Below are 13,517 nucleotides of genomic sequence, written 5' to 3'. Positions count from 1 at the left end.
GCGATTTTGGGGAACTTATTCTGTTCAGCTGGCTCAGAATTATCATGACACTAAGTGGTGAGCGAACTTTCGTTTACTCGAGTGGTCTATGCTGCAACGCAGTTGGTGTTTTTCAGGCAGGAATGTCGGGGACTAGGGAGGGGAACAGGACGTGACTGCCACAGTGACGGATCAGCAGCTTGTTGCCAAGGTGCAAAAAGGTGATTCGCGCGCATTCGATATGCTGGTGCTCAAGTATCAACACAAGATTCTGGGTTTGATCAGCCGCTACGTACACGATGCAGACGAAGTACAGGATGTGGCTCAAGAAGCCTTTATTAAAGCCTATCGGGCGCTGCCCAACTTTCGCGGCGACAGCGCTTTTTACACCTGGTTGTATCGCATCGCCATCAACACCGCCAAGAACCACTTGGTCTCCCGTTCGCGAAGACCGCCCGGCACGGATGTGGAAGTGGAAGATGCCGAATACTATGAAGGCGGGGCTGCCTTGCGTGATATTGAGTCACCCGAGACCGCGCTCTATGGCGAAGAACTCAAGGCAGTGGTGGAGCGCGCGATTAAAGAATTACCCGAAGATTTACGAACCGCGGTAACTTTACGTGAATTTGAAGGTCTCAGTTATGAAGACATCGCAGAGGTGATGAGCTGCCCTGTCGGTACTGTGCGCTCACGGATATTCAGAGCGCGGGAAGCTATCGACAAGCGGGTCAGGCAACAGATTGAAGGATACGGTTGATGCAAGATTGTTTTAGTGGTGGTTCGCGAAGCGTCGCGGAGGAAGTAATTAATGAGTGAGAGAATGCGTGAGTCCCTATCTGCCTTAATGGACGGGGAAGCGGAGGAGCTGGAGCTGGAGCGAGTGCTACGTCAGATTGGTGACGACAGTGAGTTGCGCCAGACTTGGGTGCGCTACCATGCCGTTGCTGCATCTCGCAGTGGTCAGCCACTGTCTAATTTAAACGTGGATATTTCCTCTCGGGTTCAAGCTGCTATTAGTGCTGAAAAAGCGCATAAGCCTAGCGCGCGTTGGCAGGGTATGTGGCGACCGGTAGCTAGCTTTGCGGTAGCGGCCTCGGTGGCAGCTACGGTGGTGCTGGGCGGACAGCACTTGTCGCAGCTCAGTACCTCAGGTGATAGCAGAGCAGATACTGCGCTAGCTGGTGGAGTCTCTCCAGTGGGCTTAGTCAATAGCTTTGGCGCGACCTCTGTGCAGGCTAGCTATGGCACTTCTTCGGCGCCGGTGTTGCAGCCAGCTGCGCGCACGGCCTATCAAGAACTGGCGCGGCAGCGCATGCAGCAGTTCAGTCAGGAGCATGCCGAACAGGCGGCCTTGAATACTCCTCAGGGTTTGCTGCCCTTTACCCGTGTGCACATGATTCAAGAATGATGTCCGTGCTGCGACCGCAAGTTTTCAGCCCAGCCGCTGTCCATTTAGGGCGGCTAGTCACTGCCTCGTGCCTGCTGCTAGCTGCAGCTCTCAGCTTTCCCGCAGCAGCGCTCGCTGATAGCTGTCCCGCTGCGGATTCGGAGGCTTTAAAATGGCTCGATAAAATGTCTCGCAGTACTCATGGCGCCTATCACGGGGTGGTTACCTTGCAGCGTGGTGACGAGATGCAGGTGATGCAAATCTCGCACTCCGTCTCGGGTGATAAAGCCTCAGAACAATTGACCAAGTTGACTGGGCAGGGTGCTCAGGTGGTGCGCGCCGATCACCCGCTGAACTGTGTGCACACCGGTCATCGACTGTTGCAATTAGGTGAGTCGTTGGGCACGGAGTCTTGTGGAGTTGCTCAATACTATCGCTTTCAAGTCACGCCGGGAGAGCGCATAGCTGGACGGCAGGCGGTTAAAATCCGCGTAGAGCCTTTGGACATGTATCGCTACGGTTATCTCTTAGAGCTGGATCGTGAAACGGGCTTGCTGCTGAAATCCAGTACTCTGGGTCGCGGCGATTTAGTCTTGGAACGTTTTCAATTTGCCAATTTATCTTATGGCTCAGCTCAGCCAGAAGCAGCCGATGTTGATGTGGTGTATCAAGCCTCTCATCCCATCGTCGATGATGAGCAGGCTAGTTCTGCTAAGGCCGAGCTAGAAATGCCCTGGAGTATTACATGGTTACCTCGCGGCTTTGAGCTGACAGATGGTGGCCCTGGTGCTATGGGGCGCCGTACTTACACCGATGGCCTGGCTGCCTTTTCAGTGTTTCTAGAACCCCTTTCACGTGAAATAAGGCCCGGTGAAGGCATTGCCCGCGAGGGCAGTACTACCTCTTACACCCGCGGTCTCCGGCTGAGCGAAGTGCCCGTGCTGGTGACAGTGATTGGCGAAGTGCCGGTCAATACAGCCCGCATGGTGGCTGATTCCATTCGCTGGACTCACTGAGATGCTGATCGAAAGCGGTGAGGTAGTTGCTGTTGACGCGGATGCCCTGTGGGTCGAAACACTGCGTCAGAGCACTTGTGGTACTTGCTCGGCACAAAAGGGCTGCGGTCATGGCTTGCTCAACCGAGTTGGCAGTGGCCGGCGTCATTATATCCGAGTGCTACCGGGGGATATTGCTCTGCAGGATTGCCGTATTGGCGATCAGGTGAGCTTTGCCATCCCCGAGTCAGTGATTTTACGCGGTTCCTTAGTGGTTTATGTGCTGCCCCTGCTTAGCATGCTCGGGGCCGCAGTACTTGGCGCATGGCTGTTTTCGGCGCAGCAGGACCTAGCTGCTTTGCTCGGGGCTGTCATGGGCTTTGTCCTTGGCGCGGTGGTGGTGCGCTGGCACGCCGCTCGCCATCAAGATGATGTGAGCTTTCAGCCCACTCTAGTTAAGCGTCAGCCCTCAATCCTGTCAGCCGTCGAGTTGGCATAAACGTTCCGTTCAATGCTTTGTTAAGGATGTTTGAACCGACTATGAAATCTATTAAACATAGCGTTTTGTTGTTTCTCACTGTCAGTCTTTTATTGAGTTTCAAGGCTGCTGCAGCCTTGCCTGACTTTAGTGATATTGTTAAGAAAAATTCGCCGGCGGTGGTCAAGATCATCGTAGAGCACAGCAGTCCTCGTGCTGATAATCCCTATGAGCAGCAGGAAATTCCTGAGTACTTGCGACGCTTTTTCGGCCCGCAAGCGATGCCGCCCAACCGGGGCCCCAGGATGGGACTTGGCTCGGGTTTTATTCTTTCTGATGACGGCTATGTCGTCACCAACAACCATGTGGTTGACGGGGCCAGCAGTGTACTGGTGCGCTTGAGTGACCGCCGTGAGTTTGAGGCGGAAGTGGTCGGCACTGACCCGCGTTCTGACTTGGCGCTGCTGCGCATCAACGGTGAGAAGCTGCCCACTCTCAGCTTGGCCGCCGATGATGATTTACAGGTAGGGGAGTGGGTGCTCGCCATTGGTTCTCCCTTTGGCTTGGACTATTCGGTTACCGCGGGCATTGTCAGCGCTAAGGGACGCAGTTTGCCGACCGAGCAGAATGAGAACTACGTACCTTTTATCCAGACCGATGTGGCGATCAACCCCGGTAACTCCGGCGGCCCGCTATTTAATTTGAAGGGCGAAGTGGTAGGCGTTAACTCGCAGATATTTACTCGCGGTGGCGGCTCTATCGGGCTGTCCTTTGCCATACCTGTCAGTGTGGTGCACAACGTGGTCGATCAGTTGAAGACCGATGGCCGGGTAACCCGTGGCTGGCTGGGAGTGACTATTCAAGATATCGATAAAACCCTTGCTGAATCCTTTGGCTTGGATCGTCCTCAGGGTGCGCTAGTGGCGCAGGTGGCCCCCGATAGCCCGGCCGATAAAGCGGGTCTTCAGGCGGGTGACGTCATCCTTCGTTTCGACGATAAAGCGATTCCTAGTTCCTCAGATCTGCCGCACGTAGTGGGTTTGATTGCTCCGGGCACGCAGGTTCCAGTGGAGATCATGCGAGAGCAGAAGAAGCGCAAAATTAAGGTCACTGTGGGCGGCTTAGGTGCCGAAGACAGCTTTGCACTGAGTACCGGCCGCGATCAAGATAGCAAAGGTGGCAGGCTCGGTTTAGTGGTCGAAGCAGCCAGCCCTGAAACGCTGGAGCGCTGGGGTATTAATGGCGGTCTGCTGGTGCGTCAGGTGGTGTCAGGTTCGGCGGCAGCTGCTGCGGGCATTGTGCCCGGCGATGTCATTACCCTTATCGGCTCAACGCCGGTTAAAAACATGGAGTCTTTTGAGCGGGTAGTTGCCAAGTTGAAGCCAGGTAGTTCAGTTCCACTGCGCCTCATCAGACGCGGCTCGCCCTTGTTTATTGGCTTGAAGCTCGAGGACTAAGCTCCTAGCTCACTGCTGTGCAGCCCGCTGACTTTTGGCGGGCTGCCTCGGGGCAGCGTAGCGGTGTGGCGCGCATTGCGGTACAATCCCGCGTCTTTTGGCCCCCGGGCTTATATTCTCGGGAACGCCAGCTGCTGGCGTCCTGGGCCCCTCTGGCCGTTTTAATGGCCCACAACTGAGCTTTGACAGAGTGAGTGATCTCCAACACATTCGTAACTTTTCCATCATCGCGCATATCGATCATGGAAAATCGACCCTAGCTGACCGATTTATCCAGCACTGTGGCGGCCTTGCCTCGCGTGAAATGGCCGAGCAAGTACTGGACTCGATGGATATTGAGCGTGAGCGCGGCATAACCATCAAAGCCCAGAGCGTGACGCTCGACTATACGGCCCGCGATGGTCAGGTTTACCAGCTCAACTTTATTGATACTCCAGGCCACGTGGACTTTTCTTATGAAGTATCGCGCTCCTTGTCGGCTTGTGAGGGTGCCTTATTGGTGGTGGATGCGGGGCAGGGCGTAGAAGCGCAGTCTGTTGCTAACTGTTACACCGCTATCGAACAGGGCCTTGAGGTCCTGCCCATTCTCAACAAAATGGACCTGCCCCAAGCCGACCCCGATAAGGTCAAGTTAGAGATTGAAGAGATTATCGGCATTGATGCCAGCGATGCCTGTCCGGTAAGTGCTAAAACCGGCTTGGGTATTGAGGATGCTCTGGAATATCTAGTAGAGAAAATTCCGCCGCCAGAAGGGGATCGGGAGGCACCTTTGCAGGCGCTGATTATCGATAGTTGGTTCGATAACTATCTCGGAGTGGTGTCCCTGGTGCGAGTTAAGCAGGGCGTACTGCGCAAGCGGGATAAGTTTATTATTAAGTCAACGGGCAAGTCGCACCAGGTCGACAGCATTGGCATCTTCACCCCTAAACGCTTAGAAACCGGCTTGCTACAAGCCGGCGAAGTGGGTTTTGTGGTGGCTGGTATTAAGGATATTCAGGGCGCGCCGGTCGGCGACACCCTAGTCAGTGCCCAGCACCTTGATGTGCCAGCTCTACCCGGTTTTAAGCGGGTTAAGCCACAGGTCTATGCCGGCATCTTTACTATTTCCTCGGATGACTATGAGGATTTTCGTGATGCACTGGCCAAACTGACCTTAAATGATGCTTCGCTGTTCTATGAGCCGGAAACATCCGATGCCCTTGGCTTTGGCTTCCGCTGTGGCTTCTTGGGTATGCTCCACATGGAGATTATTCAGGAGCGTTTGGAGCGTGAATACGATCTCGATCTAATCACCACTGCACCGACGGTGATTTATGAAGTACTGAAGAAAAACGGCGAGCTAGTTCAGGTCGACAACCCCTCTTCATTGCCTGATGTGGGCGATATTGAAGAAATGCGAGAGCCAATTGCTCGCTGCAGTATCTTGGTGCCTCAGGATTACTTGGGCAACGTGATTACCCTCTGTGTTGAAAAGCGCGGGGTACAAAAGGATATGCAGTTCCTCGGTGCGCAGGTTTCATTAACTTACGATATCCCTATGGCGGAAGTGGTGCTGGATTTCTTCGATCGTCTGAAATCAGTCAGCCGCGGTTACGCATCACTTGATTATGGCTTTGAGCGTTTTGAAGCCGCTAAGTTGTCGCGCTTGGATGTCTTGATTAACGGTGATCGAGTGGATGCCTTGGCGATTATTGTGCACCATGATCAGGTGCAGTATCGCGGCCGTGCTTTGACTGAAAAAATGAAAGAGCTGATTCCCCGTCAGATGTTTGATGTGGCGATTCAAGCGGCAATTGGCGGCAAGGTCGTGGCGCGTCAAACAGTTAAAGCTCTGCGCAAGAACGTTACTGCCAAATGCTATGGCGGTGACGTCAGCCGTAAACGTAAATTGCTCGAAAAGCAGAAAGCGGGTAAAAAACGCATGAAGCAGGTGGGTAACGTAGAGATTCCACAGTCCGCATTCCTCGCGGTACTCAAGGTTGATAGCTGATAAGGACCTGCTATGACGATTGATTTTCCCCTGATATTAGTCATTCTGGTTTTTAGCAGTGGCTTTATTTGGCTGGCCGATGCCATCTTTTTCGCCCCGGCTCGCAAGCGCCGGCTAGCGGATCTCGAAGCTCACTATCCCAAGCGCAATGAACAGGGCAGTGCCCAAGCTCATGAGTTTGAAGCGCGAGCGAGTCAAGCAGCTAAAGAGCCAACTATCGTCGAGTACGCAAAGTCCTTCTTTCCTGTGCTTTTTGTGGTATTTGTACTGCGCTCCTTCCTGGTCGAGCCCTTTCAGATTCCCTCCTCATCGATGGTGCCAACCCTGCAGGTTGGAGACTATATTTTGGTGAATAAATTTACCTACGGTATCCGTTTGCCGGTAGTGCGCACCAAGGTCTTCGATTTAAACAAGCCCGAGCGTGGCGATGTGATGGTGTTTTTCCCGCCGCACATGAATGATACCTATTACATCAAACGGGTTATCGGCCTGCCGGGGGATACGGTTAGCTACCGCAACAAACGTCTATCAGTGAATGGCGAGCCGGTGAATTGGGAGTCTTTAGCTATTGTGCCTGAGGGCAGTGGTCGTCACGAAGTGGCCCTAGAGCAATTAGGCCAGCGCAACCATCTAACTCAGCTTGACCCAGTCCGTCCGGCGCGTGATTTTACTGTGCTAGTAAAGCCTGAGCACTATTTTATGATGGGCGATAACCGCGACAATAGCAGTGACAGTCGGGTTTGGGGACAGGTGCCGGAGCGCGATATAGTAGGTAAGGCCTTTGCCATCTGGATGCACTGGGATTCCCTGTTTAGTCTCCCAAGTTTCAGTCGTGTTGGTGCCATTGAGTAGCGGCGATAAAAAATAATAATCACTGTGATCCCTTATTGAGGAGCTAGTCATGAAACTACCTCAGCAGCAGTCCGGCCTGTCGATGCTCAGTATGCTGTGCATTGCTTTGATGCTGGGCTTTTTTGCGATGAGCGCCATTAAAATTGCGCCGAGCTATTTTGAGTACCTCACCATTAAAGAAATTATTACTAAGGTATCTAAAGAGCATCGCCCCGATGAGGAAAACATCGCTGACATTAGGCGGCGTATTGCCAGTTTGCTCAACACCAACCAGATCTACGATATCACGCCCAAGGATATCGAGGTTTATCGTAAAGAAGGCAAAACCTACATCGATGCCAATTACGAGGCTCGCTTGCCACTAATTTGGCGTATTGATGCAGTGCTTAAGTTCGATGATCTTAAATTTGAAGCCGGCTCCGCCAGGCCCCTATAGTTGTTTAAATAGTGGATAAACTTTCTCGTCTAGAGCGCCGCCTTGGCTATCAGTTTAAGGATCGCAAATTACTCGAACTGGCCCTGACCCACCGCAGCGCCGGCTCCAAAAATAATGAACGCCTTGAGTTCTTAGGTGATTCAATCGTTAACCACGTAATTGCCGAAAGCCTATATCACCGCTTTCCTAGTATGCGAGAGGGTGATATGAGCCGCCTGCGGGCCTCTTTAGTCAAAGGTGATACCTTGGCTAAGCTGGCTAATGAGCTTGAGTTTGGTGAATGCCTGCAGCTTGGCGCCGGTGAAAAGAAAAGTGGCGGCCATCGCCGCGCTTCGATTTTAGCTGACGCGCTCGAAGCAGTTGCCGGCGCTATTTTACTTGATAGCGATGTTGAAACCTGTCGCGAATGCCTGTTGCGCTGGTTTGACGGTCGCCTGCAGGCGCTACAATCGGGTAGCGCTGCTAAAGATCCTAAGACGCTGTTACAAGAGTTTTTACAAGGGCGGGGCAGGTCACTGCCAAGCTATGAATTACTGAGCGTTGAGGGCGAAGACCATCAACAGTATTTCGAGGTTAGCTGTGTCATCGACAAACCAGCGCTGAAGGTGCAAGGTAGCGGCAGTAGTCGGCGTAAAGCGGAGCAAGCTGCCGCTGCGCTTGCATTAGCGAGGTTGGAAAATCATGCTTGAAGCTAAAGGCCGTTGTGGCTATGTGGCGATTGTCGGCCGCCCTAATGTGGGTAAGTCGACTTTGCTGAATTACTTGCTGGAACAAAAAATTAGCATCACCTCTCGCAAGCCTCAAACTACCCGCCATCAAGTGCTGGGTATCAAAACCGAAGGTGACGATCAGATCATATATGTTGATACACCCGGTTTGCATAAAGCAGAGCCGCGCGCGATTAATCGCCTGATGAACCAGGCCGCTAGCTCTGCTATTAAAGATGTCGATGTGGTGATTTTTGTGGTGGACCGCACTGCGTGGACGGAAGAGGATGAGCTGGTTTTACAGCAGGTCGAGCGAGTGTCGGTGCCGACCATTTTAGTGATCAACAAGGTTGATCTCTTAGAGGATAAGACGGTGCTGCTGCCGCGTTTGCAAGTCCTCTCAGACAAAGGGCGGTTTGCAGCGGTGTTACCGGTTTCTGCACTGCGGCAGCACAACCTTGAGGCACTCGAGCAGGAGGTTTTAAAACACCTGCCGCAAGCCTTGCATCTGTTTCCAGAAGATCAGATCACCGATCGCAGCCAGCGTTTTTTGGCGGCGGAGATTGTGCGTGAAAAAATTATGCGGCAACTAGGTGATGAGATACCTTATTCAGTCACCGTAGAGATAGAGGACTTTTCCCAGGAAGGGGAGTTGCTGCATATCTCGGCGCTGATCTTAGTGGAGCGAAAAAGTCAGAAAAAAATTCTCATCGGCGAAGGTGGCACTCGCATGCGTAGCATAGGAAGCGAAGCCCGCCGAGATATGGAGTTACTCTTTGATAGCAAAGTGATGCTGCGCACTTGGGTGAAAGTGAAGTCGGGTTGGGCCGATGATGAGCGGGCCCTGCGCAGCTTGGGCTATGATGACCGCTGATCGCTATCGGCGCTAAGCGCCACCGGGAGTGATGATCGGCTATGCGCGTTAACTTGCAACCAGCCTTCTTACTGCACAGTCGACCCTATCGCGATAGCAGTCAGCTGTTAGAGGTTTTTACTCCAGAATACGGTCGTTTAAGTTTGGTGGGGCGCGGTGTACACCGCAAAGCCCGTGGTGGTAGTCTGCGTGCAACCTTACAACCTTTCCGGCCTTTGCTACTGTCTTTCTCTGGCCGCAGTGAGCTGCAATCCCTTGTCTCTGCCGAGCCTGCCGGGCTGGCAATTACGCTGCGCGGAGAGCGCCTGTTCAGCGGTCTGTACCTCAATGAGCTCTTATTGCGACTTCTCCACAGTCAGAGCCCCCATCAAGCCCTCTTTGCATATTACGGCGAGACACTGCACAACTTGAGCGGCGAAGCTGCGATCGATACAGTATTGCGCAGCTTTGAATTGCGCTTACTCGATGAGCTCGGTTATGGTTTTGACCCGCTCTGGGATGTGCGTGCCCAGAGCTCCGTAAAAGCGGAGGCTTGGTATGAATACCACCCCGGTTTAGGCTTAGTTGAGTGCCATTCTCAGGCTGTCCCAGAGCACAGTCGCTTTGCCGGTCATGATCTGCAAGCTATCGCAAAAGGTCAGTTCGGTGGCGCTAGATCACAAGTCGCTAAGCGCTTGTTGCGTCAAGTGATAGCAGAGCATCTCGGTGGGCGGCCTCTGCATACTCGTGAGTTATTTCGACAGTTTCGGCAAAAGGCTGTGCAATGATTGCAGTGGGTACTGATATTTTAGAAATTGCCCGTATTGAAGCGGTGGTGGAGCGCCTAGGTGATCGCTTTGTGGCGCGTATACTGACCGCAGAAGAGCAGCGCGAGTATAACAACAGCCAAATGCCCCTGCGCTTGCTAGCCAAACGTTTTGCAGCCAAAGAAGCTATTGCTAAAGCGCTCGGCACTGGTATTGGTCGCGGTGTCAGCTGGCAGCATATGAATATAGTACACGACGACAAGGGTGCGCCAATGGTCGAGCTATCAGGCGGCGCACTGGCAGCAGCTGAGGCGCGCGGTGGCTCCCGTGTGCTGTTGAGCTTAGCTGACGAACAGGCCTATGTGGTCGCTTTTGCGGTACTGGGCGAATAGCCCACAGGCATGCTCGTTTTCGCCCTGTTAGTCCCTGCTAAAGCCGATATACTGGCCATATCAAGATGGTAATGAATTTATGTCCCAATATCCGACGATAGAATCCTTTATAGGCAATACTCCACTGGTGCGCTTGCAGCGCTTGCCCGGGCAGAGCAGTAATACGATTCTGGTTAAACTCGAAGGTAATAATCCCGCAGGCTCGGTCAAGGACCGTCCGGCGCTGGGCATGATTGCCGATGCCGAGGCCCGAGGCGAGATTCGGCCGGGTGACCGTCTGATAGAGGCGACCAGTGGCAATACAGGGATTGCCCTGGCCATGGCCGCGGCCATTAAGGGCTACCCTCTGACTTTGATTATGCCCGACAATATGAGTGCAGAGCGCAAGCAGTCGATGACGGCCTATGGCGCGACGCTGTTAGAAGTGAGTCAGGCAGAGGGCATGGAGGGCGCCCGGGACCTAGCTTTGGCAATGCAATCTCGCGGCGAGGGTCGGGTGCTCGATCAGTTCGCCAATCCCGACAATCCATTGGCACACTATCGTAGTACAGGGCCAGAAATTTGGCATCAGACAGATGGTCAATTGACGCACTTTGTCAGCTCGATGGGTACCACCGGAACCATCATGGGCTGTTCGGCCTACCTCAAAGAGCAAAACCCAGAGATAGAAATTATTGGTTTACAGCCTCAAGATGGCTCGAGCATTCCGGGGATTCGCCGCTGGCCGGAGGCTTATCTGCCAAAAATCTTCGACGCCGCGCGGGTGGATCGAGTGATGGATATCTCGCAAACTGAGTCCGAGCAGACCATGCGTGCACTGGCTTCAAAAGAGGGGATATTCTGCGGCGTTTCCTCGGGTGGGGCAGTTGCCGCTGCCTTGCGACTGTCGCAAGAAGTGGAAAATGCCCTTATCGTCGCCATCATTTGCGACCGAGGCGATCGCTATTTATCGACTGGCGTGTTCGCCGACAGTTGAGTTGGGCTCATTATGGTTCGAGTCAGAGAACAGTCACACCTTAGCCCTGCCGGCACAATCGATGTGCAGCGCTGGCTGGATCAATTGCCGGTGGTGCTGGACGAAGCAGAGCAGCAGCGCTTAGAGCAAGCATTGCAGGTGGCGCAAAACGCAGCGCAGAATCAGGGAGTGGATGTCGCTGATTGGTCCAGCGTATCGGATACCTTTCTCGCGGGCCTAGATATCACCCAAATCCTCGCTGAACTTCATGTCGGCGTGGATGGGCTGCTGGCGGGTTTGCTGTATCGGGCAGTGCGTGAGGAGCGCCTGTCACTGGATGCGGTTGAGGAAAGCTTTGGTGCCGAGGTGCGCTCGCTGATCCTTGGAGTGCTGCGTATGGCGGCTATTAGTGACCTCAAGCGCCCCGCACAAAGCCCCGTTTTGGGGCAGCCCAACGCGCAAAAAGACAATATTCGTCAAATGTTGATCTCGCTAGTGGATGATGTCCGTGTGGCACTGATTAAACTGGCTGAACGTGTCTGTGCCATCCGGGCCGTAAAGTATGATGAACAGCGGCGCATGCCGATCGCCCAAGATGTATTTGATGTCTACGCGCCATTGGCTCACCGATTGGGGATCGGCTATCTCAAGTGGGAGCTGGAAGACCTTTCTTTCCGTTATATTTATGCCGAGGCCTACCGCAAAATCGCGCGTCTACTCGATGGTAAACGGATAGAGCGCGATCAATTTATCAATCAGGTCCGCGATGAATTGAGCCGCGTGTTAAAAAATGCAGGACTCGAGTTCGAAATTTCGGGGCGGGCCAAGCACATTTACAGTATTTGGCGAAAAATGCAGCGCAAGGGCATTGGTTTTTCCCAAGTCTACGACATTCGCGCCATCCGTATACTGGTCCCCGAGGTCAAGGATTGTTACGCCACCCTAGGTTTAGTGCACGGTCTGTGGCGCAATATTCCTAATGAGTTTGATGACTATATCGCCAACCCTAAAGAGAACGGTTATCGCTCACTGCACACCGCGGTAATTGGCCCTCAGGGCAAAGTATTGGAATTGCAGATTCGCACCAAACAGATGCATGAAGAGGCTGAACTGGGGGTTTGTGCACACTGGCGCTACAAGGGTTCTGATGCTGAATCTAGTATGGCCAGTAGCTATGAAGAAAAAATAGCATGGTTGCGACAGGTGTTGGACTGGCATGAAGAAACGGGCGATAGCCAGGGCGTGGCGGAGCAATTCAGCTTCGATGTGGCTCAGGATCGAGTTTATGTCTTTACTCCCGAAGGCGATGTGGTGAATTTAGCTCAAGGCGCTACACCCTTAGATTTTGCCTACCATGTGCATACTGAAGTAGGGCATCGCTGTCGCGGCGCGAAAGTAAACGGCTCCATAGTGCCTTTGAGTTATCGATTGAAGACCGGTGAGCGGGTCGAGATACTGACCAGTAAAGATGGCGTACCTAAACGCGACTGGCTGCAGCCCGGTTTGGGTTACCTGCGCACTTCGCGCGCTCGTGCAAAAGTGCAGCACTGGTTTAGAACCCAAGCCCGAGAAGATAATATCGATGCTGGACGACATCTCTTAGAACGGGATTTCAAACGACTGGCGCTCACTAGCATTGATTACAAACGCATTGCCGCCAAAGTCCAAATGACTACGGTCGAGGATATGTATGCGGCGGTGGGCTCGGGCGAGCTAGCTTCAGCTCAGGTGCTTAATGCAGCTCAGAGTCTGCTTGAAAAAAATACTGAGCCCAAGCTTGAGATTGTCTCTGGCAGCGCAAAAACGCTGTCAAACAAGCAAGTAAAAGTGCAGGGGGTTGGCAATCTCCTGACACAGATGGCGGGATGCTGCTGCCCGATACACGGTGATGATATAACAGGCTTTATAACCCAGGGCCGCGGCGTTAGTATTCATCGCAGTGATTGTGGTCGCTTAGTGCAGCTGCAAGAGTCTTCGCCTGAGCGGATTATCCGCGTGGATTGGGGTGAAACCCCAGGGCAAAGTTACGAGGTTGATATTGCTATAGAAGCTTATGACCGCCAAGGCTTGCTGAGTGATATCACTGGCTTGTTTAGTGCTGCGCGTATTAATGTCTTGTCAATTAACACCCAGACTAACAAAAAGCAGCATACAGCTACCATGCGTTTGCGTGTCGAAGTCCCTAACCTGGGGGCCTTGTCCCGTCTCCTGCAGCGTATTAGTGGTTTGACTAATGTCGTGAGCGCTTCACGCATCAGCGAGTAGTAAA

14 protein-coding genes are annotated in these 13,517 nt (G+C 53.2%); all 14 read left to right on the top strand.

Features of this window, described 5'->3' with window-relative positions; translation table 11 throughout:
- Positions 1–151 precede the first annotated feature (151 nt).
- The 14 genes from rpoE (at position 152) to relA (ending at position 13,513) form a co-directional block, all read left to right on the top strand.
- Positions 152–736: an RNA polymerase sigma factor RpoE gene (gene rpoE / locus H2508_RS05405; protein WP_182169745.1), complete on the top strand. Its 585-nt coding sequence runs from the start codon at positions 152–154 to the stop codon at positions 734–736.
- Between the two features lie 51 nt (positions 737–787).
- Positions 788–1,387 (top strand): sigma-E factor negative regulatory protein, encoded by a 600-nt coding sequence (locus H2508_RS05400; RefSeq protein ID WP_182169742.1) that lies wholly within the window; start codon positions 788–790, stop codon positions 1,385–1,387.
- A 71-nt stretch (positions 1,388–1,458) separates the two neighbouring features.
- The gene (locus tag H2508_RS05395; protein ID WP_408014922.1) at positions 1,459–2,382 is read left to right on the top strand and encodes a MucB/RseB C-terminal domain-containing protein; all 924 of its coding nucleotides are present in this window, start codon (positions 1,459–1,461) and stop codon (positions 2,380–2,382) included.
- Position 2,383: 1 nt separating this feature from the next.
- Complete coding sequence (locus tag H2508_RS05390) at positions 2,384–2,860, top strand: SoxR reducing system RseC family protein (RefSeq protein WP_182169736.1); 477 nt, start codon at positions 2,384–2,386, stop codon at positions 2,858–2,860.
- Between the two features lie 41 nt (positions 2,861–2,901).
- The gene (locus tag H2508_RS05385; protein ID WP_182169733.1) at positions 2,902–4,296 is read left to right on the top strand and encodes a DegQ family serine endoprotease; all 1,395 of its coding nucleotides are present in this window, start codon (positions 2,902–2,904) and stop codon (positions 4,294–4,296) included.
- 190 nt (positions 4,297–4,486) lie between these two features.
- The gene (gene lepA, locus H2508_RS05380) at positions 4,487–6,286 is read left to right on the top strand and encodes a translation elongation factor 4 (protein WP_182169730.1); all 1,800 of its coding nucleotides are present in this window, start codon (positions 4,487–4,489) and stop codon (positions 6,284–6,286) included.
- Between the two features lie 12 nt (positions 6,287–6,298).
- Complete coding sequence (gene lepB / locus H2508_RS05375; protein ID WP_182169727.1) at positions 6,299–7,138, top strand: signal peptidase I; 840 nt, start codon at positions 6,299–6,301, stop codon at positions 7,136–7,138.
- 49 nt (positions 7,139–7,187) lie between these two features.
- Entirely contained in the window at positions 7,188–7,574 is a 387-nt protein-coding gene (locus tag H2508_RS05370) for a DUF4845 domain-containing protein (RefSeq protein ID WP_220463586.1), read from the top strand.
- Positions 7,575–7,585: 11 nt separating this feature from the next.
- Positions 7,586–8,263, top strand: a complete 678-nt coding sequence (gene rnc, locus H2508_RS05365; protein WP_408014918.1) for a ribonuclease III — start codon at positions 7,586–7,588, stop codon at positions 8,261–8,263.
- On the top strand, positions 8,256–9,155 hold the full coding sequence (gene era, locus H2508_RS05360; protein WP_182169724.1) for a GTPase Era: 900 nt from the start codon (positions 8,256–8,258) through the stop codon (positions 9,153–9,155). Before rnc ends, era begins: the two co-directional genes overlap by 8 nt.
- A gap of 41 nt (positions 9,156–9,196) precedes the next feature.
- The gene (gene recO, locus H2508_RS05355; RefSeq protein ID WP_182169721.1) at positions 9,197–9,922 is read left to right on the top strand and encodes a DNA repair protein RecO; all 726 of its coding nucleotides are present in this window, start codon (positions 9,197–9,199) and stop codon (positions 9,920–9,922) included.
- Positions 9,919–10,293 carry a holo-ACP synthase gene (gene acpS / locus H2508_RS05350; protein WP_182169718.1) on the top strand — a complete coding sequence of 125 codons (375 nt, stop codon included), beginning with the start codon at positions 9,919–9,921 and terminating at the stop codon, positions 10,291–10,293. The genes recO and acpS overlap by 4 nt, the downstream gene beginning before the upstream one ends.
- Positions 10,294–10,372: 79 nt before the next feature.
- Positions 10,373–11,269, top strand: a complete 897-nt coding sequence (gene cysM, locus H2508_RS05345) for a cysteine synthase CysM (protein WP_182169715.1) — start codon at positions 10,373–10,375, stop codon at positions 11,267–11,269.
- Between the two features lie 12 nt (positions 11,270–11,281).
- Entirely contained in the window at positions 11,282–13,513 is a 2,232-nt protein-coding gene (gene relA, locus H2508_RS05340; protein WP_182169712.1) for a GTP diphosphokinase, read from the top strand.
- Positions 13,514–13,517: the final 4 nt, after the last annotated feature.

The organism is Sediminihaliea albiluteola (assembly GCF_014077625.1).
Lineage (GTDB): Bacteria > Pseudomonadota > Gammaproteobacteria > Pseudomonadales > Halieaceae > Sediminihaliea > Sediminihaliea albiluteola.
Note: the sequence above shows the minus strand (reverse complement) of the source record. Positions and strands in the feature narration are given on the sequence as shown.

Excerpts from the sequence above, each read along its gene's own strand:
- H2508_RS05400 (WP_182169742.1), top strand. The coding sequence starts at position 788 with ATGAGTGAGAGAATGCGTGAGTCCCTATCTGCCTTAATGGACGGGGAA.
- H2508_RS05390 (WP_182169736.1), top strand. The coding sequence starts at position 2,384 with ATGCTGATCGAAAGCGGTGAGGTAGTTGCTGTTGACGCGGATGCCCTG.
- H2508_RS05385 (WP_182169733.1), top strand. The coding sequence starts at position 2,902 with ATGAAATCTATTAAACATAGCGTTTTGTTGTTTCTCACTGTCAGTCTT.
- lepB (WP_182169727.1), top strand. The coding sequence starts at position 6,299 with ATGACGATTGATTTTCCCCTGATATTAGTCATTCTGGTTTTTAGCAGT.
- H2508_RS05370 (WP_220463586.1), top strand. The coding sequence starts at position 7,188 with ATGAAACTACCTCAGCAGCAGTCCGGCCTGTCGATGCTCAGTATGCTG.
- era (WP_182169724.1), top strand. The coding sequence starts at position 8,256 with ATGCTTGAAGCTAAAGGCCGTTGTGGCTATGTGGCGATTGTCGGCCGC.
- recO (WP_182169721.1), top strand. The coding sequence starts at position 9,197 with ATGCGCGTTAACTTGCAACCAGCCTTCTTACTGCACAGTCGACCCTAT.
- acpS (WP_182169718.1), top strand. The coding sequence starts at position 9,919 with ATGATTGCAGTGGGTACTGATATTTTAGAAATTGCCCGTATTGAAGCG.
- cysM (WP_182169715.1), top strand. The coding sequence starts at position 10,373 with ATGTCCCAATATCCGACGATAGAATCCTTTATAGGCAATACTCCACTG.
- relA (WP_182169712.1), top strand. The coding sequence starts at position 11,282 with ATGGTTCGAGTCAGAGAACAGTCACACCTTAGCCCTGCCGGCACAATC.